Source organism: Lysinibacillus odysseyi 34hs-1 = NBRC 100172 (assembly GCF_001591965.1).
GTDB classification, from domain to species: Bacteria; Bacillota; Bacilli; order Bacillales_A; family Planococcaceae; genus Lysinibacillus_B; species Lysinibacillus_B odysseyi.
Genome location: NZ_BCVX01000019.1, coordinates 1 through 22,554 on the forward strand (window position 1 = coordinate 1; position 22,554 = coordinate 22,554).

At 40.6% G+C, this 22,554-nt stretch carries 23 protein-coding genes, 1 tRNA gene and 1 other RNA gene; 8 read left to right on the plus strand and 17 right to left on the minus strand.

Features of this window, described 5'->3' with window-relative positions:
• Window positions 1–232 precede the first annotated feature (232 nt).
• From BOD01S_RS21550 to ffs, 7 genes are all read right to left on the minus strand, one after another.
• Window positions 233–499, minus strand: coding sequence for a pro-sigmaK processing inhibitor BofA family protein (locus BOD01S_RS21550; RefSeq protein ID WP_036150654.1), 267 nt, complete (start codon window positions 497–499; stop codon window positions 233–235).
• Between the two features lie 51 nt (window positions 500–550).
• The gene (locus tag BOD01S_RS21555) at window positions 551–766 is read right to left on the minus strand and encodes a YaaL family protein (protein ID WP_036150658.1); all 216 of its coding nucleotides are present in this window, start codon (window positions 764–766) and stop codon (window positions 551–553) included.
• 15 nt (window positions 767–781) lie between these two features.
• Entirely contained in the window at window positions 782–1,378 is a 597-nt protein-coding gene (gene recR, locus BOD01S_RS21560; protein WP_036150660.1) for a recombination mediator RecR, read from the minus strand.
• A 10-nt stretch (window positions 1,379–1,388) separates the two neighbouring features.
• A complete protein-coding gene (locus BOD01S_RS21565) occupies window positions 1,389–1,703 on the minus strand; it encodes a YbaB/EbfC family nucleoid-associated protein (protein ID WP_036150663.1) in 315 nt (104 codons plus the stop codon).
• 27 nt (window positions 1,704–1,730) lie between these two features.
• Window positions 1,731–3,461 carry a DNA polymerase III subunit gamma/tau gene (dnaX, locus tag BOD01S_RS21570; RefSeq protein WP_036150666.1) on the minus strand — a complete coding sequence of 577 codons (1,731 nt, stop codon included), beginning with the start codon at window positions 3,459–3,461 and terminating at the stop codon, window positions 1,731–1,733.
• Window positions 3,462–3,612: 151 nt separating this feature from the next.
• Window positions 3,613–4,053, minus strand: coding sequence for a hypothetical protein (locus BOD01S_RS21575; protein WP_036150669.1), 441 nt, complete (start codon window positions 4,051–4,053; stop codon window positions 3,613–3,615).
• Between the two features lie 65 nt (window positions 4,054–4,118).
• Window positions 4,119–4,384: signal recognition particle sRNA large type (gene ffs, locus BOD01S_RS21580), an RNA gene on the minus strand.
• A gap of 303 nt (window positions 4,385–4,687) precedes the next feature.
• Between ffs and BOD01S_RS21585 the strand changes: the two genes are divergently transcribed.
• The 4 genes from BOD01S_RS21585 to BOD01S_RS21600 all read left to right on the plus strand — a co-directional run bounded on the left by BOD01S_RS21585 (window position 4,688) and on the right by BOD01S_RS21600 (window position 8,445).
• Window positions 4,688–4,780, plus strand: a tRNA-Ser gene (locus BOD01S_RS21585).
• Between the two features lie 184 nt (window positions 4,781–4,964).
• Window positions 4,965–6,209: a sensor histidine kinase gene (locus BOD01S_RS21590; protein WP_052124689.1), complete on the plus strand. Its 1,245-nt coding sequence runs from the start codon at window positions 4,965–4,967 to the stop codon at window positions 6,207–6,209.
• Window positions 6,210–6,220: 11 nt separating this feature from the next.
• Complete coding sequence (locus tag BOD01S_RS21595; protein ID WP_036150672.1) at window positions 6,221–7,096, plus strand: response regulator; 876 nt, start codon at window positions 6,221–6,223, stop codon at window positions 7,094–7,096.
• Between the two features lie 77 nt (window positions 7,097–7,173).
• Window positions 7,174–8,445 (plus strand): cation:dicarboxylate symporter family transporter, encoded by a 1,272-nt coding sequence (locus tag BOD01S_RS21600; protein WP_269845653.1) that lies wholly within the window; start codon window positions 7,174–7,176, stop codon window positions 8,443–8,445.
• A gap of 152 nt (window positions 8,446–8,597) precedes the next feature.
• On the opposite strand, the gene BOD01S_RS21605 is transcribed toward BOD01S_RS21600, so the two are convergent.
• The 6 genes from BOD01S_RS21605 to BOD01S_RS21630 form a co-directional block, all read right to left on the minus strand.
• Window positions 8,598–10,265, minus strand: a complete 1,668-nt coding sequence (locus BOD01S_RS21605; RefSeq protein ID WP_036150678.1) for a long-chain fatty acid--CoA ligase — start codon at window positions 10,263–10,265, stop codon at window positions 8,598–8,600.
• 33 nt (window positions 10,266–10,298) lie between these two features.
• Window positions 10,299–11,354 carry a phosphotransferase family protein gene (locus tag BOD01S_RS21610; protein WP_036150681.1) on the minus strand — a complete coding sequence of 352 codons (1,056 nt, stop codon included), beginning with the start codon at window positions 11,352–11,354 and terminating at the stop codon, window positions 10,299–10,301.
• Between the two features lie 31 nt (window positions 11,355–11,385).
• Entirely contained in the window at window positions 11,386–11,961 is a 576-nt protein-coding gene (locus BOD01S_RS21615) for a TetR/AcrR family transcriptional regulator (protein WP_036150683.1), read from the minus strand.
• Between the two features lie 91 nt (window positions 11,962–12,052).
• On the minus strand, window positions 12,053–12,829 hold the full coding sequence (locus BOD01S_RS21620; protein ID WP_036150686.1) for an SDR family oxidoreductase: 777 nt from the start codon (window positions 12,827–12,829) through the stop codon (window positions 12,053–12,055).
• The gene (locus BOD01S_RS21625) at window positions 12,816–14,051 is read right to left on the minus strand and encodes an acyl-CoA dehydrogenase (protein ID WP_036150689.1); all 1,236 of its coding nucleotides are present in this window, start codon (window positions 14,049–14,051) and stop codon (window positions 12,816–12,818) included. Before BOD01S_RS21625 ends, BOD01S_RS21620 begins: the two co-directional genes overlap by 14 nt.
• A 286-nt stretch (window positions 14,052–14,337) precedes the next feature.
• Window positions 14,338–14,961 carry an RraA family protein gene (locus BOD01S_RS21630; protein WP_036150692.1) on the minus strand — a complete coding sequence of 208 codons (624 nt, stop codon included), beginning with the start codon at window positions 14,959–14,961 and terminating at the stop codon, window positions 14,338–14,340.
• A 162-nt stretch (window positions 14,962–15,123) separates the two neighbouring features.
• On the opposite strand from BOD01S_RS21630, the gene BOD01S_RS21635 reads away from it, so the two are divergent.
• From BOD01S_RS21635 to BOD01S_RS21645, 3 genes are all read left to right on the plus strand, one after another.
• Window positions 15,124–15,501 carry a hypothetical protein gene (locus tag BOD01S_RS21635; RefSeq protein ID WP_036150695.1) on the plus strand — a complete coding sequence of 126 codons (378 nt, stop codon included), beginning with the start codon at window positions 15,124–15,126 and terminating at the stop codon, window positions 15,499–15,501.
• Between the two features lie 275 nt (window positions 15,502–15,776).
• Window positions 15,777–17,060, plus strand: a complete 1,284-nt coding sequence (locus BOD01S_RS21640) for an MBOAT family O-acyltransferase (RefSeq protein ID WP_407656012.1) — start codon at window positions 15,777–15,779, stop codon at window positions 17,058–17,060.
• An 11-nt stretch (window positions 17,061–17,071) separates the two neighbouring features.
• On the plus strand, window positions 17,072–18,100 hold the full coding sequence (locus tag BOD01S_RS21645) for a hypothetical protein (RefSeq protein WP_036150701.1): 1,029 nt from the start codon (window positions 17,072–17,074) through the stop codon (window positions 18,098–18,100).
• Window positions 18,101–18,274: 174 nt separating this feature from the next.
• On the opposite strand, the gene BOD01S_RS21650 is transcribed toward BOD01S_RS21645, so the two are convergent.
• The 3 genes from BOD01S_RS21650 to BOD01S_RS21660 all read right to left on the minus strand — a co-directional run bounded on the left by BOD01S_RS21650 (window position 18,275) and on the right by BOD01S_RS21660 (window position 20,492).
• Window positions 18,275–18,943, minus strand: coding sequence for a deoxynucleoside kinase (locus BOD01S_RS21650; RefSeq protein ID WP_036150705.1), 669 nt, complete (start codon window positions 18,941–18,943; stop codon window positions 18,275–18,277).
• Window positions 18,940–19,581: a deoxynucleoside kinase gene (locus tag BOD01S_RS21655; protein WP_036150707.1), complete on the minus strand. Its 642-nt coding sequence runs from the start codon at window positions 19,579–19,581 to the stop codon at window positions 18,940–18,942. Before BOD01S_RS21655 ends, BOD01S_RS21650 begins: the two co-directional genes overlap by 4 nt.
• 116 nt (window positions 19,582–19,697) lie before the next feature.
• A complete protein-coding gene (locus tag BOD01S_RS21660; RefSeq protein ID WP_036150710.1) occupies window positions 19,698–20,492 on the minus strand; it encodes a coiled-coil domain-containing protein in 795 nt (264 codons plus the stop codon).
• 90 nt (window positions 20,493–20,582) lie between these two features.
• Between BOD01S_RS21660 and tadA the strand changes: the two genes are divergently transcribed.
• Entirely contained in the window at window positions 20,583–21,089 is a 507-nt protein-coding gene (tadA, locus tag BOD01S_RS21665) for a tRNA adenosine(34) deaminase TadA (protein WP_036150712.1), read from the plus strand.
• A 418-nt stretch (window positions 21,090–21,507) separates the two neighbouring features.
• On the opposite strand, the gene BOD01S_RS21670 is transcribed toward tadA, so the two are convergent.
• Complete coding sequence (locus BOD01S_RS21670; RefSeq protein ID WP_036150714.1) at window positions 21,508–22,269, minus strand: glycosyltransferase; 762 nt, start codon at window positions 22,267–22,269, stop codon at window positions 21,508–21,510.
• Window positions 22,270–22,554: the final 285 nt, after the last annotated feature.

A 22,554-nucleotide genomic window follows, 5' to 3' on the forward strand; every position in this document is an offset into this window, starting at 1 on the left:
TTTCGTTACCGCTCGTTAGCAGCAACTCTTATATATTAACACTTACCGAAGTTTGTGTCAACAACTTTTTTGAAATCTTCATCACTTCTTTTTTGAAGCAACTTTTATATTGTACCACTTAATAATTATCAGGTCAATAACTTTTCCCAAAAAGATTTCAAGTTGTAACGTCGTTTCAACGACCTTATATAATATACCACATCGCAAATAATAGAGCAACCCTTTTATTCAACTATTTTATAAAGGATAAAAACAATACTACTCCTATGCCTGAGAAACCTAGGATCGCTACTGTTATAATAGAAAATAGATTAATGGTAACCTCGGTTCCATAGTAAGCACACGCTAAATGGATAATATAAAGTACAAATATACTTATGGCAAATCGGAACCAGAAAATCGAAAGCCTTTCCATCCAAACGCCGCTTTTTCCCTTCCTACCTATTAAAAGCATAAAAAACAGCAGCAAACAAACCGCGCCGATAACTAACGCTTGCATACACTTCCCCTCCATTCATAGAAGCGTATGCTTTTGCTGCTGCTGTTATTTCTATTTAATGATAACTCGGCGAATACGTGCCTCTTTGAACAAATAAAAATGTATGCTTTCCGCTGCTTTCCTTTGGGCGATCACATCTAAATTATAGTCATCAATCAATTCTTCCAGCGCCTTCGCATGGTGAAAATCATCTTTCGTTTCCTTAATTAGCCGCACAAGCTTTTCATCAAACTCACGCTTCAATTTTCCCTTACGAGAAAAAAACACCTCAATCACTCACCCTTATAATTCGCGTCGCCCTTCCAGCGCCTTCGATAAAGTTACTTCATCTGCATATTCCAAGTCTCCACCCACAGGTAACCCATGGGCAATCCGTGTTGTTCGAATGCCGGATGGCTTTACGAGACGGGAAATATACATAGCTGTCGCTTCCCCTTCTATAGTAGGATTTGTAGCCAAAATTAATTCCTGAACCCGCTCATCATGGAGACGATTTAATAAAGAAGCCACATTAATATCTTCTGGTCCCACACCATCCATTGGAGAGATGGCTCCATGAAGAACATGGTAAAGCCCTTGGTAATCCCGCATTTTTTCCATAGCGATTACATCTTTCGGGTCTTGCACGACACAAATCATCGAATGGTCACGCTGCTGGTCCTGGCAGATGTGACAAGGGTCAATATCTGTAATGTGCCCACACTGCGAGCAGTACATTAAATTACGTTTTGCATCAATGAGGGCCTTCGCAAAATTTGATACGGTGTCCTCTTTCATCGTTAACACGAAAAATGCCAGCCGGGCCGCAGTTTTCGGCCCGATGCCTGGCAATTTCATAAAGCTATCAATCAGTTTTGATATAGGTTCCGGGTAGTGCATATATTACCTCCTAGAATGGAAGGTTTAAGCCTTGAGTGAATTTCCCCATTGTTGAAGCCGTTGTTTCTTCTACTTTTTTCAGTGCTTCATTTGTCGCTACTACAATTAAATCCTGCAGCATTTCGATATCTTCCGGGTCTACTACTGATTCATCCAGATTCACTTCAAGGACCTCACGTTGGCCGTTCATCAGTACTTTTACCATACCGCCGCCAGCTGTGCCTTCGAATTGTTGTTGATTTAACGCTTCTTGCGCTTCCATCATTTCCTTTTGCATCTTTTGCATTTTTTTCATCATGCCTTGCATATTGCCCATACCACGCATATTAAATTCCTCCTTAAAATTCACTTATTACTCTTCGACAACCTCAACAAAATCTTTTCCGAATAGATTTTCCGCCTCTACGACAAGGGGGTCCTGAGAAGCAATATGTTCATCCGCTTCAATAAATGGCTCTGTTTCCTCCATTTCAATTGAAGCATCTCCATGCTTCTTCTGATGAAGACCATTATCCCGTATAAAATCCTCCCGCAAAGTAAGCCATTGTCCTTCCGGGATGCAGAGCATTTCATAAGTCGTACCAAGACCTATAGCAAGATTTTGAGTGAAAACCATCGTAAATTCCCTGTTTTCGGCTACCATCTGACAATGAATATCATACTTGAATTTTACCACAAAAGCATTAGAAGATGCGGCAACCGGCTCCGCGTCATTTAAAAGAGCTGCCTGCGATTTTTGAAGAGGTGCTAAAGCCTGTGCCCATCCTGCTTTGATTTTCTGAAGGTCATCTTTTGTTGCTGTCTTCAGCACTTCCTGAATTCTACCGATCGGGGCCTTGAAGCCATTGGCAGCTTTCGGCCGCGTCCGCTCCTGTTTTGGTTGGACAGCCGCCGCGGCCCCTCCGCCTCCTTGCAGCTGCTGGGTTAACTGGCGCACCATGTTTTCCAGCGCACCCACTTTCCCTTGGATAGCCGGGTCGATCGAAGCAGTTCCCGCAGAACTATACTGAGCCATCTTCAGAAGTGCTGTTTCAAGATAGATTTTCGTATGATGTGAAAAACGCATTTCCTGCTGGGTTTTCGCTAAAATATCGATAAACCCATAGAGCGTTTCCGCCGGATAGCGCTGCGCCAGCTCAATAAACTGCTCTTCCGGTGCGATTATTTGGAGAAGGTCTGATAACTCTTCCCCTGTTTGTAATAGAAGAAGATCGCGGAAAAATGTGATCAAATCCTCTGCCAGGCGAAGCGGCTCCTTTCCATCTGCAATCAGCTCTTCCAATAAAGAAAGAACCTTTGCTACATCTTTCTCAAGCAGTCCCTGTGAAATATCATAAAACACATCCTGACTGACAGATCCTGTGACAAGCAGTGCGTCCTCTGCCCGAACCATATCACCGCTAAATGACACGACTTGGTCAAGCAGGCTTAAAGCATCACGCATTCCCCCTGCTGCCGATTGGGCAATAACCTTCAGTGCCTGCTCCTCATACTGAAGATTAATATCTTCCAATACGACTTTCATCCGCTCTAGAATGTCCTGTGTCGATAGGCGCTTAAAATCAAAGCGTTGGCACCGGGAGATGATTGTAGCCGGCAATTTATGCGGTTCTGTTGTAGCCAAAATGAAGACAGCATGCTCTGGAGGCTCCTCCAGCGTTTTCAACAGGGCGTTAAAGGCACTCGTGGAAAGCATATGTACCTCATCAATGATATACACTTTAAAACGGGCACTTGCAGGAGCAAATCGTACCTTTTCTATAATATCGCGCATCTCCTCCACCCGGGAATTCGAAGCGGCGTCAAATTCAATTACATCTGTATGCGATCCCTCTGTAATACTCTTACAAGTAGGGCATTCATTACATGGTTCACTTGCAGGTGCATGCTCACAGTTTAAAGCTTTTGCAAAAATCTTTGCTGTACTTGTTTTCCCTGTGCCCCGAGGTCCTGAAAATAAATATGCATGCGTTGTCTTGCCGGCTAGGAGAGCATTTTGCAATGTTCTTTTGACATGAGTCTGCCCTGACATCTCACGAAATGACTGAGGCCGGTAAACTCGGTAAAATGCTTGATATGTCAATGTTTTTCCTCTCCCTTTCTCAAGTAGTCAATTACGTACAGTATATCATAATGAAACATTCATTTTCGCTTTTTTCGTTCCTTATGCACAACTGCCTGCCGCTCTAAAAGGAAGTCGTGCCGGATACACTTATGCTAAAGAATAGGCAATCTTATTCTTTTATCTTATCAGCCGGATTTATCTTTTGATCAAACAGACGCGTAACAATAAACCATATAATAAAGCCAGCGATAACTATACCTTTTATTTTTAGCGGCCACTCGATATGTAAATCCTCCGCTGCAGCCAGCAGCATAATAAAGGCACCAAATGTATAAAGTGCCTGCCAAATCATATGCTCTCTATGTTTTTTTCCCTTACATAATTTACTCAACAGCCGATCCACGAGATCTGTCCCCTCATTTTCAAACTGGATATGGCGGAGAACTTCTTTCTGCACCCGCCATGACGAAAGGAAAAGGACAGCACCTACTATAAAAGTAATAAAAGGAACTCCATAAAATGTCCCCTCAAAATTGAACATAGCAGTAAATAATCCTGCAAAGCCAAATGCATAGCCAAAGCGTCTAAACAACCTTTCAATTGCCAGCATATGTACCCCCTACAGTAAAAAAAGCATCCGTCTATTAGACGAATGCTTGAATTGGCATATTCATGCCGTGCACCTTTCTCTGACAGCCGTACACAAGCGTTACTCTTGTCGCCAGCTCAAGTTAGGCTACCCCGCGGCACATGAACGGGACCACTTAATGCTGCTTCCTTCCGGACCTGACATGGTTCATGGGTGTCCATTGCGCAGGACCCAACCGTCAACACTACGTGCAAGAGGCAGACCAAACATACGGACAGCCTCGGAAAGGGTTTCAGTCTCGCTAGAGCGGATTGCGAGTTACAGGGCACCGCTACCTCCCCACCTAGCACGGCAATATCTAGTATACTAATACAACATGAAAAATGCAATGAAATAACCCAGGATTTAAAGCAGGTATTTTATGGGTTCAAGGAACGGCCATAATTGCAGGCTTGAATTCCCTCTCTTCCTTCTAACCATTATTTAAAAAATTCATTTCTATTACAATGCATTTCATATAATGATTCTTGTTACACAGATGTCTGCCTTCGAAAAATAGGACTTTCCCATTTGGTTGTTTCTCTCTAAAATAGTTGACTTTCTTTTTATCGCATGCTATATTAATTTTTGTCGAAAAGAAAACTCGGCTTTATACGGAGGAATACCCAAGTCCGGCTGAAGGGATCGGTCTTGAAAACCGACAGGCGGGTTAAACCGCGCGGGGGTTCGAATCCCTCTTCCTCCGCCATTTTCCTTACATATATACCGCTCTTGCAGCGGTTTTTATTTTCCTCTTTTTTCAGGAAGGAAGAACTAATAGATACATTTTTATTAAAAGTGCAGCCTGTAAATCATATTTATAGGACTGCGCTTTTTTATTTATATATAATAAATATCATGCCACACTATGAGGGATTTGAGGAGGTAGAGCTGTGGAGCGCATTTCAAAAATCACGAATTCATCTGGCTCTTATTTAACCATTATCATCATTGCTTTATTAACGGCAATCGGCGGAGAAATAAAATTCACCCCTTTTGCAGAAGCTCCTTTTCGTTTTGGGCTAGGAAGTATGATCTTCTTTCTAGCTGCCATTGCTCGCCCTTCATTTATTATCAAAACAGGGATTGTTACCGCTATCACTGTGTTTTTATTTCGGCTTTCACTTGATCTTTTCGTATATGAAGGTGCCTTTTTGTTTTACGAACATATACCGGCTGCCATATTCTATCTTACGTTTACCAGCTTTCTTTATATAGCCAAGCTGCACCGATTCCGCACAAGTCCTGTGAAGCTGGGGCTTTACGGAGCTCTGTTTGAAGTGATATCCAATATTGCAGAACAATTAGCTATTACACTGCTCATCACAGGGCATTTCATTTCACCGGGGGACTATTTCCTTTTCTTCGCCGTCGCGGTATTACGAAGTTATTTTGTTGCCGGACTCTTTAGTGCAGTTGCGCTTTCCGAAGAAAGAAAGAGAACAGAACAGCTGCTTAGTATAGGGGCTAATCTTTACGTTGAAACGCTTTACCTGCAAAAGTCTATGGAACAAATTGAAAAGATTACTGCTAACGGATTTGACCTTTATAAGCAGCTGAAGGAGATTGATAACGCATTAAGTTTACAAGCTTTAATGCTCGCCCAGGAAATTCATGAAGTAAAAAAGGATTCCGAGCGTATTTATGCAGGTTTATCAAAGATTATTACGGCCGAGCGTGCAGATTTGTATGCCCTTTCCGATTTACTTCGGTTAATTACTCATTCGAATATCCGGTATAGCGAGTTTTTACACAAGGCAATTCAATTAGAAGCCTCTTTTAATGAAGATTTTTTAACGAAAGAGCGGATTTTATTGCTAGCTATGCTTAATAATATTGTTTCTAATGCCATTGAGGCGATTGAGAAAGAGGGCTTTATTAAGCTCTATGTAGATACTGCGCCGGAATTTACTGTCTTCACAATAGAAAATAATGGGCCTCCTATTCCTGACTATGTAATGCCTGTCCTGTTCGATCCCGGGTATACGACCAAATTCAGTGAAACTGGCCGGCCTTCTACCGGTATAGGTCTTTCCCATGTAAAGACAATTATACACCGTCTGGAAGGGACTATTGAAATTTCCAGTAACGAGACGACGACTTTTACCATTACCATTCCAACATATAAATTGCGATAAAGGAGAATGTTATGCGTTATTTTATTGTAGACGATGACCGCGCGAGCCGCATGATGCTCAATCATATTATTAACGATTCTATGCTCGGTACAGTCATTGGAGAAGCCGCGAATGGAGAAGAAGCCATTCCCCAAATTTTGATGACCCAGCCCGATTTTGTTCTAATTGATCTACTAATGCCCCATCTCGACGGTATTGCAACAATCGAAAGACTCCAAGAAAACCGTTTTAATGGAAGCTTTATTATGATTTCTCAAGTAGTGAATAAAGATATGGTAGCGGAAGCCTACGAAAAGGGAGTGGAGTTCTTTATTCATAAGCCTATTAACAATATTGAAGTGCAGACGATTTTACGAAAAACAGAAGAACAGCATCGTCTAAAAAATTCGATTCAGGCAATCCGTCAATCCCTTACCAGCTTTGAAATGCCACAGGTCCAAACAAAAAAGACAGTACGGGATCATATCCAGTCCATTTTGAATGATATGGGGATTGTCGGGGAAGTAGGAAGTGAGGATATTACAAAAATCATCGAGCAGCTCGTGTCGGAAAAACATAATTTAGCGCCGCTTCCTCCATTGAAGGAGATTTATGAGAAACTTGCGATGCTGACAAAAACGTCTCCAGATGAAATATTGAAGGAAAGTAAGGCGATTGAACAACGAATCCGGCGTACCATTTTGGCAGCTATGATTAATCTCGCCAACCTAGGCATCGTCGATTACACAAACTCTGAATTTGAATATTATGCTCCGCGTTATTTTGATCTCACCGATATTCGCCATTTGATGAATCAAATCGAGTTAGATGGGGAACGTAAAACTAAGGTAAACATAAAAAAATTCATACAAGTCTTATATTCAGATATTTTACACCGTATCGCATAGTCGGATTTTGTCGGATTTTATAATGCCGTTTTATAGTTAGGTTAGGCTTGTCCTAAATATACGAATTAGGGGGAACTATTTTGAAAAAATTTAAAATTAGTTTAGCCAGCCAAATCTTAATCGGTCTTGTATTAGGTATTGTTGTAGGTGCTATTTTCTATGGTAATGAAAATGTTCAAACTTACCTACAGCCTATCGGGGATATCTTCCTTCATCTAATCAAAATGATTGTCGTACCGATTATTATTTCAACTTTAATTGTTGGTGTTGCCGGAACAGGTGATATGAAACAACTAGGTCGACTTGGCGGTAAAACACTTATTTATTTCGAAGTCATTACAACAGTAGCGATTATTGTTGGTTTATTTGCAGGTAACTTCTTCCAGCCAGGTGCTGGTATCGACATGAGTGAATTGACTAAGACAGACATTTCAAGCTATGTAGAGACAAGTGAAGCACAGGAAGACCAAGGGCCATTCCATATTTTAGTTGATATCGTCCCAACGAATATCGTGAATGCGATGGCTGAAGGGGACATGTTGGCAATTATCTTCTTCTCTGTATTGTTCGGTCTGGGTGTGGCAGCAATCGGAGAAAAAGGAAAACCAGTTCTAGCCTTCTTCCAAGGTGTGGCAGATGCTATGTTCTGGGTAACAAACCTTGTAATGAAATTTGCTCCATTTGGGGTATTTGCATTAATTGGTGTAACCGTTTCCAAATTTGGCTTATCTTCTCTAATACCGCTTGGGAAACTGGCAATCCTCGTATATGCAGCTATGATTTTCTTCGTGGTTGTTGTATTAGGCATCACAGCAAGAATTTTCGGCATCAATATTTTCAATCTAATCAGAATGATCAAGGACGAGCTATTACTTGCGTACTCTACTTCATCATCAGAGACAGTATTACCTCGTATTATGCAAAAAACAGAAAAAATGGGTGCACCAAAGGATATCGTATCTTTCGTTATTCCAACAGGTTACTCTTTTAATTTAGACGGTTCTACTTTATATCAAGCAATCGCAGCACTTTTCATTGCCCAAATGTATGGCATTGACCTTTCCATTATGGAGCAAATCACATTAATGCTTGTATTAATGGTTACTTCAAAAGGGATTGCCGGCGTTCCGGGGGTATCCTTTGTCGTATTACTTGCAACTTTAGGTACTGTAGGAATTCCACTGGAAGGCTTGGCCTTTATTGCAGGGATTGACCGTATTCTAGATATGGCCCGTACAGCAGTTAACGTTGTAGGTAACACATTGGCAACTCTTATCATGGCGAAGTGGGAAAAACGCTTTAATGAAGAACAATTCGCAGCTTATCAGAAAGAGCATTTAAAAGCTTAATAATAAGTGCTTATGAAAAGCAAAATAAGGAAATCATCAAAAATTCCCTAGGAAATAAATCTCCTAGGGAATTTTTTTATGCGTAAGAAATCATACGAAATATTTATATATCCTCTGCCCTCTAACTGATTTTCTTTTTTCGTATATGGATTTTACACTTCAGAAACTGTCCGCTCCTCTTCCTGAAGCTGGCGCCATAAAATCTTTCCACTGCTTGTCATCGGGAAGGAAGTTCGAAACTCGACAATTCTAGGATATTTATAGGCTGCCATTTGCTCCTTTGCCCATTCGATAATCTCCTGCTCCGTCACCGTACCTTTAGCGCTGTCCTGTAAAATAATAAACGCCTTCACATTTTCTCCACGTACAGGATCTGGCACGCCGATTACACATGCCTGCTGAATAGCAGGATGTTTATAAAGAATTGTCTCGATCTCTGTCGGCCATACTTTATATCCCGATGCATTAATCATCCGTTTTACACGATCCACGATAAAGAAATAGCCTTCCTCATCGACCTTTCCAATGTCGCCTGTACGGAAAAAGGTCTCTCCGTCAATTTCAACAAAGCAATCACGGTTGTCTTCATCCCTATTATAATATCCTTTAAACAGCTGTGGTCCTCTCAGTATAATCTCGCCTTCTTCCAATGGTGAAAGCTCCTTCAAAGTTACAGGTTCCACTACACGGGCATCCACACCAAACGAAGGGATGCCAAGACACTGCATTTTAGGGCGATCTGGTGGATTGAAGTGTGTCTGGGAAATAGTCTCTGACAGACCATATCCCTCTACATAACGGAGGCCCGTCAATTGCAGGAGTTTTTGTCCTACTGCTTCCGGCACTGCTGCTCCCCCGCCTCCGATGAGTCGCAATGAGGAAATATCATATTGCTCATACTTGGGATTTGCCAGAAAATCAATTAGCATCGTACTAATATTAATCCAGTGGGAAATGCCGTGCTCTTGCATCATCAATCCGGCATTATCCCTGTCCCAGCGCGTCATAACGACCATTGCCGAGCCACCGTAGATTGGAGTATTCATACAATGAATCATGCCCATCACATGAAAGAGCGGGAGTGCTGCTAGCGATACTGCGTTCGGTGTATACGTCGCCCAATGAAAGGCACCGATCGTATTCGCCTGAACTGATTTATTCGTATGGATGCAGCCCTTCGGTAAGCTTGTCGTACCCGATGTATATGGCAATACGATAATATCGTCGCTCTCTCCTTTATAAACAGATGGTGTTAATCCTTCTTCCATGATCCATTTCCATTCGTGGTCTGTTTTATATTCTTGAGCCGCTGTCTGTACTTCAGGCGGTAATTCTCCGATTATATAGTTTTCGTCTATATAATCATGATAGGCAGCTATAATAATATGCTCGAGGGTCGTCCGTTCTTTTAAAGGTTCTATCTTTTTATAAAGCTCTTGTCCTATCAGCGCATTTTGAATTTGGCCATCTTGTATATAAAAAGCAAGCTCTTCTGTTGTACACATTGGGTTTACCGGGACGACAATACCACGAATCCGCAAAATTGCATAATAGCTAATGATAAATTGTGGAGCATTCTGCATATACAGCAGAATTCTATCGCCTGCTTGCGCGCCAAGCTTATGCTCTAAATAGCCTGCTAGAGCATTTACCTCTGCCAGCAGTTCCTTATACGTAAAGCTTGCTCCATAATAATAAATGGCTTTTTTATTTGGATATTTTTTTGCTGTCATCTCTAGATTTTCATAGAGCGTTGTTTCCGGTACTGTAATGGTCATTGAAACTCGGTTTGGCCAAAATTGATAGTGAGCATTCCCCATTTTTTCACCCCTATGTTTTTACATCATGATCAGCTAGCCGTTTTTAGCTGTAAGCAATGAAAATTTAATCAGGTTGTGAACCAATATTTTAAATTGTGAAAAACGCGGATCCTTTGTTTGTCCCTTTTTATAACGGTAATAAATTTGCTGTCCGATCACTGCCAGCTTAAAATAGGCAAATGTTAAATAGAAATGAATGTCGGAAACATCCCGTCCACTTTTTTCAGCATAGCGGTAAACAAATTCTTCCCTTGTATAGAAGCCTTCTAATACAGTAACAGGCGGCTTTCCCAGCGCTGTCTTCAATAATGGTGGATCGTCCGGCTGGATCCAGTAACTAAGGGCGACACCGACATCAGCCAGCGGATCACCAACTGTTGTCATTTCCCAGTCAAACAGCCCTGTCACCTCTGCAAAGTCCCTAGAGAACATTGTATTATTCAGCTTATAATCATAATGGATAATTGTGGCCTCACCGGAGGAAGGAAGATGTTCTCTCAGCCAGTTTTTTAGTTCCTCCACTTCCGGGATATCATCTGTTTTTGCCTGTTCATAACGTCCAATCCAACCTTCCACCTGACGTTCCATAAAACCTTCTGGTTTACTCATCTGTGCAAGGGTCGTTTGTTTATAATCGATGCTATGAAGTTCTACTAATGTATCAACCATTTTCTCGGAAATACAGCGCCCTATCTCTTTTGTATACGAAACAGCCGAAGGGAATTCTGTATCAAGGACAATTCCTTTTCTGCGCTCCATTAGAAAAAATGGAGCCCCGACAATGGAGTCATCATTCGAGAAAAGGTATGTCTTCGGGATAGCAGGAAAATAAGGCTGAAGAGAAGTAAGAATATTATACTCACGCTCCATATCATGCGCTTTCGGGGCAATCGGTCCTATCGGCGGACGACGGAGCACCGCTTCAAAATCCCCATATTTCAGCAAATAGGTTAGATTTGAATGACCCGAGCCAAACTGTTCAATTTCAAGTTCAGCATCCGGCAGCTCGGGCAGTTTTTCACGTAAAAAAGCAGATAAAATGATAGGGTTTAGTTCCTCCCCTTTTCTTACTGCAATTGTATCTTTCATAATTCTTCCACCCCTTTGCTTTTTATACTCACTAGTTAGTATCAGCTGCAGCTGAAATACCGTTTAATATCATGTCCACGTAAATATTAGTCAGCTCCTTTGGTGGTACTTTCCCCTCCGGTTGATACCATTGATAGCTCCAGTTTGTCATCCCTAAAATGGCAAATGACAGCATCTCTATTTGAAGCCCTTTTCGGAACTCCCCTTGCCCCATTCCTTGTAACAAAATATGCTCAAGATTTCTGCGGAATGTATCCCTCTTTTGTCTTATCTCGTCTGCATGGGTTTCTTCTAAATGACGCATTTCCCGGAAAAATACTCTCCCGGCTGATCCCTGTGCTTCAATGTCAGTAATTAAGAGATAGACAATGTCGTACAGCTTTTGCCGGAATGCCCCAGGCTGTGCCATAATAGCAGTTTGCCGTTTTAGCAGATCCTCGATATACTCCGAATGGATATCCATCAACAGCTGCTCCTTACTGGAGAAATAATAATAAAAAGTACCCTTCGTGACGTTTAACGCATCTACAATATCCTGAATAGACGTACTGCCAAAGCCTTTTCGTTCAAATAATAGAATGCTTTCTTGTATGATTTTTTGCTTCATATTTGCCTCCTGTATAATAAAACTTTTTCTCTACTAGTATGGCAAAAGCGATTCTATTTGAACACCGCCATATAGGAACTTTTTGCTGCGGCTATAGGGCACTTGCTCCACCGTCTACTGTTAAAATATCACCCGACACATAATCAGAAGCTTTGGAAGCAAGAAATACCGCTGCCCCCTTTAAGTCTCCCTCATTCCCGAGTCTTTTTAGAGGAGTCGCTGCTATAATATTTTCCCTGCCCATCTCGATTAATTGATTTGACATCTTTGTCGGGAAAAAGCCAGGTGCAATTGCATTGACATTAATATTATAGCGGCCCCATTTTACGGCTAGGTCCTTCGTAAATGTCATGACGGCTCCTTTGCTCGTGTTGTAGCCAATCGTCTGCATAAACTCCGGTGTACCGCCAAACCCTGCAATCGATGCTATATTAATAATTTTTCCTACCTTCTTTTCTATCATCACCTTGCCGACTTTCTGGCTCATCAAAAATGTACCCGTTACATTAATATTCATTACCTTATCCCAGGCTTCTTTTGGCATTTTCTCTACAGGCGCTCCCCATGAAGCACCACTGTTGTTTACTAATATATCAACCGTACCGAATGTCTCTACTGTCTTTTTCACTAAGTTTTGTACATCTTCTATATTGGTTACATCACAGGCAACGGCAAGTGTCTTCACATCAAATGTATGTTCCAGCTCCAAGCCGACTGCCTTACAGGCTTCTACATTACGGGAACAGAGAACGAGATTAGCAATACCAGCTTCTGCAAATCCTTGTGCGATTTGAGCGCCAAGGCCCCGCCCTCCGCCTGTAATGATAGCCGTTTTTCCTGTCAATTTAAATAAATCAAGAACGCCCATGTACCAGCACCCCTTCGCTATACTTTTTTAATTCCAATTTCGCAATTTGTGCCCGGTGCACTTCATCAGGACCATCCGCAATCCGCAGTGTCCGTGCCTGTGCCCACATAAAGGCAAGAGGTGTATCATCACTAACGCCTGCTCCACCGAATGCCTGAATTGCCCTATCAAGTACATTTAAGGCCATCTGTGGTGCAACTGCCTTGATCATTGCAATCTCCTGTTTTGCCTCTTTATTGCCGACTGTATCCATCATATAGGCAGCCTTTAATGTCAAAAGACGGGCCTGTTCAATTTCAATTCGCGACTGGGCAATCCACTCCTGAATTACTCCCTGTTGTGATAATTTTTTACCAAATGCCTGCCGCTGTTGCACCCGTCTGCACATTTCATCAACGGCACGCTCTGCTGAACCAATCAGACGCATACAGTGATGGATACGTCCGGGTCCTAATCGTCCCTGAGCAATGGCAAAACCTTTTCCTTCTCCCCATAAAATATTGGAAACAGGTACCCGCACATTTGTGTACGTAATTTCCATATGACCATGTGGAGCATGATCATATCCAAACACAGGAAGATGCCGTTCAATTTTCAGGCCAGGAGTATCCATTGGCACTAAAATCATCGATTGCTGCTCATGCTTTGGTGCTTCAGGATTGGTCTTCCCCATCACAATGGAAATTTTACAGCGAGGATCCCCCGCACCGGATGACCACCATTTTCGTCCATTAATGACATATTCATCTCCATCACGGACGATGCTTGCTTCAATATTTGTTGCGTCACTTGAAGCTACCTCCGGCTCTGTCATAGAGAAGCAAGAGCGGATATCCCCTGCTAAAAGAGGCTTTAACCACTTTTCCTTTTGTTCTTCTGTTCCGTAACGAACAAGCACTTCCATATTGCCTGTATCAGGGGCAGCACAATTGAATATTTCCGGTGCAATATGAGAGCGGCCCATAATTTCACAAAGGGGGGCATATTCAAGGTTCGTCAATCCAGCCCCGTACTCACTTTCCGGCAAGAATAAATTCCATAACCCCTTTTCCTTCGCTTTTTCCTTTAATTCTTCCATGATCGTAGGTATTGTTTCCCATCGGTTTCCCTGACTGTTCACATAATCTTCATATAGATGCTCATTTGGATAAATGTAATCCTCCATAAATTGCGTCAGCTCTTGTTGCAGGCGATTCACTTTTTCGGAATATGAAAAATTCATTTCTTCCTCCCCTTCCCAATACATACTAACCAGTTGGTATGTAAGAGTGATTTAACTGTAATTATAAAAACACTTTCTCCTTTATGCAAATATATTCTAAAATAATTACATATTATACTTATAAAAGAGAAAAGCCCCTTACATAATGATCCGAAAGAAGTCCTGCCTTTTCACAGGTGAAAAATGTTTAGCTATTTTTAAATGATGCAGGTTTTTGAAATAAATAAAGGTTGCTTTAGAAACTAAAAAAGCCCTGCAGATAAAATGCCCGCAAGACTTCTTTCTATTATTTCACCACTTTCGCCAAGTAGGCACGGATAGATACCTCTCCATTTGTTAAAGCTTCCCGTTCACGGGCTTCATCTTTTGCTACTTTTGCCTCTGCTCCTTCGGCGATTCGTTCGGCGTCGGCAGCTGGTACAACAACTACCCCGTCAATATCTCCGACAATAATATCACCCGATTGGACGACAACATCTCCTACAGAAATCGGTATACCTACAACACCTCCACCATTTTTATTACCTGCTGCTACTGTTGTTCCAAGGGAAAAGACAGGAAAACCAATAGCACGAGCTGCAGCTAAATCACGAATGACACCATCTACCACAAATCCCTGTACACCTACCCCTTGTGCAAGTTGCATAACAAAATCACCGGCTACAGCACGATTTGTATTTCCCTTTGCATCTATGACTAAAATATCCCCTCTGTTTGCTTTACTGATTGCTTCTAATACTGCTCCATTTTCCCCATCCGGCAGCCGTACTGTTAGTGCTCTGCCGGCAATTTTGAAATGATCAGCAATTGGTCTTATATGCGCCGCCATATTCGTATGGCCGCCTGTCGCATCAGAAACAGCTGTCGTTGGCAAAGCCAAAAAACGTTCTTCGATTGTCCTATTTGTCATTTTCTCATCCCCTAGAAACTGTTTTTACAAATATAAAAATATTTGCAATTATTAAAATAATAAATAGTTTCTCTTTCTACCACAATATTTTTCCGCTAATGACATGAATTCTGTTATAAAAAATACATTTTTGTGAATAGTTGAAGAAAGGGGGTCGAATAGATGAACAATTTGATTCGCCAGGAAACAAATGAAAAAGGCGAAATAATCTACAGAATGGTAACATTTGATATAGAGGTAGTGGCTAAATCTACCGGTGGGCTTTCTCCTACTATTACTTACCTGCAAGGGGGGAAGGATATTACTGATGATATTCGGGCTTTACGCTTCCATTACGAAAACCCCGCTGATTTCATCGAAGACTACCCGGCTTTTCAGGCAATGCTTTATGAAAAGGAACAGCGGGCCATTAATGAATTGTATGAATCCATCAGTATAAAGCCAAGAAACTTATCCCCCGTCAAGCAGGTTCTATGGAGCTTCGGTGTCATGTTATTTATCGTAGTTCCATTTATTATTGTGGCACTTGTATTGAAATAATCATTCAGCTATGAGCTTAGTACAGCTCATAGTTTTTTTTTTACTAAGTGTTATAATAAGAACGTTCTACATTTCTACCGTAAAAGATAGGAGAGGTTTTCTTGCTTTTTAACTCTTTTGTCTTTGCTTTTGTATTTTTACCCATCGTATTTTGCGTGTATTTTCTGTTAGGTAAATTGAAAAACAAAGACATTTCTACTTTATTTTTAGTAGCAGCTTCCCTGTATTTCTACAGCTACTTTGAAATTAATTTTCTTTACTTAATTTCATTTTCCATGGCTGTAAACTTTGGGCTTGGTCATGTGCTGATTAAAGCGCACTCTTATAGAAGGACGATTTTAACAATAGGGATTATCTTTAATGTACTATTATTAGGTTATTTTAAATATGCCGATTTCTTTATAGAAAACTATAATTGGATATTTGACCAAAATCTCGACTTACTATATCTGGCTCTGCCACTCGGGATTAGTTTTATCACATTCCAGCAAATCGCGTACTTAGTGGATATTTACCGGGGCGAAATTACACACTCTAAATTATCTTCCTATATGATATTCAGTACGTTCTTTCCACAATTGATTGCCGGACCAATCGTCAATCACAAAGATGTAATGCAGGATTATGAAGATCCGGCAAAAAAGAGAATCAATCTGGAGAATGTCTCAAAAGGTTCCTTCATCTTTCTGATCGGACTAGTGAAGAAAATCGTTATTGCTGATACATTTGCACTCTGGGTAACAGATGGATTTAATAACTATGAAAGTTTAACGTTCACAGAAGCATGGTTCGTCATTATCGCCTATACAGTACAGCTTTATTTCGACTTTAGCGGATATTGTGATATGGCTATCGGACTGGCACTGATGTTCAATGTACGTATACCTATCAATTTTAACTCTCCATACAAGGCTCGAAATATTCCAGACTTCTGGAGACGCTGGCATATGACATTGAATCGCTTTTTAACAAGATATGTCTACTTCCCTCTTGGCGGCAGCCGCAAAGGGGAATGGTTTACCATGCTGAATATCCTAATTGTATTTTTCATTAGCGGCTTCTGGCATGGGGCCGGATGGACCTTTATTATTTGGGGGATGCTGCACGGGGTAGCCTCTGTCATTGTACGGCTCTTCATTAAATATGGCCGTATTCAGCTGCCCTATTTAGTGGCGTGGTTCATGACATTCCTATTCATCATCTTGGCACGTGTCTATTTCCGTTCCTCTAGTGTGGAGCAGGCCCATCATCTATTTGGCACTTTATTCTCGCCAAACTTGGCAAGCTTGAAGGCGTTCATTTCGACCCCTTCAGCTATTTTTGCGGATGCAGCAGCAATTGAAGTATGGGGATATGCATTAAACACACCGTTTATTTTAATCGGCAGTCTATTGGTTACACTGGCTATCTGTTTCTTTGCAAAAAACTCCATCCAGCTGTTGGAGCGCTTCCGATTTAACTGGCTTCATATCTGGTATATCCAGCTCTTGGCTATCATTTTGCTGGCAACAATATTCTATGTAAAGAAAAGCAGTGTCTTTATTTACTTTAACTTCTAGGAGGGATTTTGATGAAACCGCATATTTGGCTGATCAAGCTTGTAATCGTCAGCCTTATCGTTCTTGGAATCCCAGTCGGGGGTGTGATGGCTTATAACTATTACATCGACCCATTATGGAACTTTGATCATAGCAATGAATATAACGACTATCAAATTGGATTCAACGAACGTATACAAAAAACAAACTGGATTAATGCCCATGAGATGAACTTTGATAGTTTAATGATTGGCACAAGCCGGACAACCTATATCAACGCCTCTAATTTTAAAGAAAAGGTCTTTCATTATGGTTTAAGCAGTCTGCATATTACAGAGTACCTGGATTATATGCAATATGCACAACGTAAAAATAAAAAGCCATTCGACACGATTTATATGGAATTAACGGTTCGTTCCCACGATTTATATTATGGATCTGTCTTTAATGATGCAGAGTCGTTTTTCAATCAGTCAGAACGTCCTTTTTATCCAATTACAAGCTTGTTTTCAAAGGAAACGTACGACCAGGCGAAAAATAACTATGAAATTTCTAAAGAAAACTACTCGGGAGGCCCGAGAACATACAACCGGGATTTGGAAGTCTCCACTTCCTACCCTGGCAAAGATATTGATGAACGCATTGAGTTTTTTAAAAAACAGATGGCAGAAAGAATGGAAAATGGCCCTGATTGGGTATATGACCCGAACTACCGCGGCTATCTAGAGGAAATTAAAGCAGCATTTCCGAATGCAAACTTTATCGTATTCACTGATTTAATGCCGGCAGAACGTCTACAGATGACATTGGAAAATCCGCAGATTCAGCCGATTTATAAACAGTATATTGCTGATATTGTGGATATTTTCGGTGCTGCCTATTCGTTCCATGCCTATAATGATGTGACACGTAACCATGCAAACTTCTTTGATTTGTATCACTTCTATCCGCCGATTGGTGATCTTGTGGCAAAAGAGCTTCAACGACGCAAGCCTTCTGATTTGCTCTACATTGTGACAGAGGACAATATGGATGAATACTTCAAGCAGTTAGGCATTTAATAAAAGCCGGGTTGTAAATAGACTGTTTACAACCCGGCTTTCTTTTTAGAAATAGCATATTTTTATTAGAAGAGGGTATCCAGGGAGCTTTCCCTGGATACCCTTTTTATGAGGATACTGTAAAGACCCTCGAATTCTTGCTTTACAGCAGATATTTATTTTTATAAGCTGCTGTTATTTACGTAAATGGCTTGTCTGCTCCAGCATATAGCCGATACGCTCAATAATCCCTTCAATTTGCGATGGCTGCTTGACAAGATCATAATCATTGATATCCAGACGCAGGACAGGGCAGGAATTAAAGCTGTTGATCCAATTTTCATACCGCTCATGCATTTCATACCAGTAATCATTTGATGTCTGCTGCTCCATGGCGCGGCCACGCTCCTGGATGCGGGCTATAATATGATCAATTGGCCCTTCTAAATAGACGAGCAGATCTGGATGCGGGAAGTACGGTGTCATTACCATTGCATCAAAAAGGTTTGTATATGTTTCATAATCCGTCGGGCTCATTGTCCCTTTATCATAATGCATTTTTGCAAAGATACCTGTATCTTCATAGATGGAACGATCTTGTATAAAGCCGCCGCCATATTCAAAAATACGCTTTTGTTCCTTGAAGCGCTCTGCCAGAAAATACACCTGCAGATGGAAGCTCCATTTCTCAAAATCATCATAAAATTTATCTAAATATGGATTTGTATCTACTTTTTCGAAAGACGTACGGAAATTCAATCCTTCTGCCAATGCTTTTGTCATTGTTGATTTCCCTACTCCTACTGTACCGGCAATCGTAATTACTGCATTGGCCGGGATGCCGTACTTGTCACGTAAATTCATTGTTCTACTATACTCCTCTTTGATAGCTTTTCCTCAACTAATCGCAAAATATATGCCAGATCTTCCTTGCGCTCGACAAAATCAAGTTCATCGCCATTTAACCGAATGACAGGAATCTCAGGATGCATTTTTTCAAAATGCCCAATAAATTCGTGGTAGTCTGCTGAAAGCTGTTCCATATATTCTCTCGTAATCATTTTTTCAAACTCCCGTCCCCGCTTGGCAATTCTGCTCATCAGCGTTTCAATGCTTGCATGCAGATAAATAACCATATTCGGTACAGGCATGTCCGCAGTTAAGATCCCATAAATAGCCTCGTACTTTTCATATTCTGAAGGCTTTAATGTGCGCTTGGCGAAAATAAGGTTTTTGAAGATATGATAGTCAGCCACTACAGAAGATTGATTGGCTAAAATATGATTGTTTATATCCGAAAGCTGTTTATATCGATTACAAAGGAAGAACATTTCAGTTTGAAAGCTCCACTCGTCAATGTTTTCATAAAATTTCCCCAAAAATGGATTCTCATCAACGATTTCCTTTAATAGATGGTAGTCAAATGTGCTGGCAATCGCCTTGGATAAAGACGTTTTTCCTACACCTATCGGACCTTCCACTGTAATAAACGGAACCGACACGTGAAGTTCCCCCTTTTTATTAGTCAGTGCTTTTCATTTTAACACAGGTTTCGAACCCTCAACAAAAAAACTATTCCATTTTTAATAGTTGGAATATTTAAATTATTATATATCCCTTATTTAAATAATTTAAATACTTCTTCCTGCCGTTCTTCCAGCTCTCTTATTTGCCCCTCAAATTGTTCCTCTATTTTTTCAAGCTCCCGATCAAACCTCTCCTCTATCTCTTCTTCCTTTACGACCGATTCCTCATAAAGATGGTCTTGTTCCTCTTCTGCTTTCTGCTCAAGAGTTTCAAGTGCTTCTTCAAATTGTTCTTCCAGTTTTTCATAGCTTGCTTCTGCTGTTTCCTCTAATACCTCAAGCTCTTCCTCAAACGACAGCTCTAATTCATCAAGCCTTGCTTCCATCGTATCCTGTAATTCCTCTATATCCTCTTCAAATTCTATATTTATTTTTTCTAGATTCTCGATGAATTGCTCACGCAATGATGCAAGCTGCTCATAATCGGATAAGGCTGCCTTTTGTGTCTTTGTAAATCGTTCAAATAGGATACGTTCCTGCTCTATTTTCTCCTGTAAATATGTTTCTTTTTTCTTCATAATCTTCGCAATCCATTGCTTTTTTTGCTCTTCCTGCTTTTGTAAAATAACTTCTTTTTTATTTTTAAATAATAATTCGATTTGCTTTTTTGCTTTTTTGCTGTTGTATTTCAGCTCTTCTTTTTGTTCTATCGTCTGTTTTTTCAATGTGTCAACTTGCGCTTCGTATCTCGCCTGTAAGGTTAACAGTACATTTTTTTTATTTGATGCCAGCATCGCCAGCTTTTCTTCATAATGGATTTCACACAATAATCGTTCACGCTGAAAATAAGCATCAGCTTCGGATAATGTTTCAAATTGTGGATGCATATGGACTCCCCCTTCTTTTCATCTTACCACGAGTTACTAGTGGTACAAGCGGAAAAGCAATGCTACACTGACATGTAAGGAGCGATGAAGATGGACGTATTTGAACAAGACCGCCAGTTTATGCATCTGGCATTAGAAGAAGCAAAAAAGGCAGGAAATCTCGGCGAGGTACCAATTGGAGCAATCATTGTTCATAAGGGGGAAGTCATCGCCTCTGCTTCAAATCTGCGGGAAACGACACAAAATGCTGTAACTCATGCCGAGCTTATGGCCATCCAGCAGGCCTGTGAGAAAATAGGTAGCTGGCGGCTTGAAGAGACGACGCTTTATGTAACGCTTGAACCTTGTCCGATGTGTGCCGGGGCTATTTTGCAGTCACGTATCCCTCGTATTGTTTATGGTGCACGGGACATGAAAGCCGGCTGTGTAGATTCGTTATACCGCCTTTTAAACGATCCCCGCTTTAATCATGAATGCGAGATAACAGAAGGTGTACTCGTGGAGGAATGCGGGCAGATTTTGACAGACTTTTTCCGTGCTTTACGGGAGCGCAAAAAGGCAGAGAAAAAGGCCAGGAAAACACTAGAAAGTAAATGATTTTATTGATCTGCAGTCATCAGTATTTGCATTTACGCAAATGAACCTCTTCCGGATAGTATGGGTCCAGCTTAACTTTTTTCAGTGGATATTTGCAGTGTATTGAAGCTGTTTAAATTCGCATTTACTTCACCTTCAGTAAAAAGCCTCCCTTGTAAAAATAGAATGTACAGAAATCATAAAGCTGCTTAATTTCCTCTCTCTAAACTCCAATAGCCTACAGTCCAGCTTATGGACGTAGGCTATTTAACGTTATTTAAAAATCATGCTCGTTATTGCTTTTATGATAATTTATTTGATAAGCAATAATTGAGCGTGGTCCTTTTTCATGGATTACAGAAGAATCCCTTACTTTTCACTTTCACCTTGAAACCTAGCTTTAGTTTAGCTCATGATCAATCTAATGGTATTTCTATTTTTATCTATCTTGATTTTCATAATATGCTTCATCCGCATATTTCTGGTCTGTTCCTTTAAGATAAGCCAAGAGTATTTTCGGGCGTTTAAGTAAAACCCAGTCTCCATGTTTGTCAAACTTTCTCGTTGAAGTGATCATTCCATTTTGAATCGTCCCGTATTTTTTCCCCTTCTTTTTCCCCCACACTTTTAATCGTTTAGCGAAATCCGCATCTTCTGCCATAAGCATATCTTCATTAAATCCATTGATCGAATCAAAATCCTTTTTGCAGCACCAAAAGATTCCTACAGAAATTGCTCCATATTTAAAGAGCAGCGGCCCAATTAATAACAATGTGGAAACAAAAATCCCTAAAGACATTCTTTCAAATTCCCCTGTAACTCCGCCGCCAATGTACTTTCCGCTGTTTAAATTCTCCTGTGCCTTAGTCAATACATGTTCATTCATCAGTGTATCTGCATCAATTGTAACGATGATTTCACCTCTAGCTATTTCGACCCCTGCATTTCGAATCTTCGAAAGGTTTTTATCGTTATTTTTTATTGTGATACATTGATACGATTTTGCAATTTCCTCCGTTCTGTCTGTACATCGATTTAATACAACTATGGTTTCAACTTGATTTTCAAATAGTCTCGAGGCTTTTGAAATAGATTCTAAGCATTTCCTAATGTACTTTTCTTCATTATGGGCGGGTATGATAATTGAAATTTTTATATCTTCTTTACTGTTATCTTCTGAAGAGCTCTTCTTTTCATTCATACAATATCTCCCCCTTTACATGAAACAATTTTGAATTCTGTAGCTTTGGCTTGCAATAACCAAGAGTTAATAATGTGGGTATTAAATCAAATTGAAACTATAATATTCAATTACTAGTATTCAACTGATAAAATGAAAACCTCTAACAAATACCATCCCTATTAGGAGTATTATTACCTTAATTATATGAACCAAGCAATTTCACTATTCTTTCCAAAACTTCTTTCCTCAAAGCTTAGGTATGCGGATTAAAAGCCTTTAGCGGCACCCGCTATTTTCAGTTAA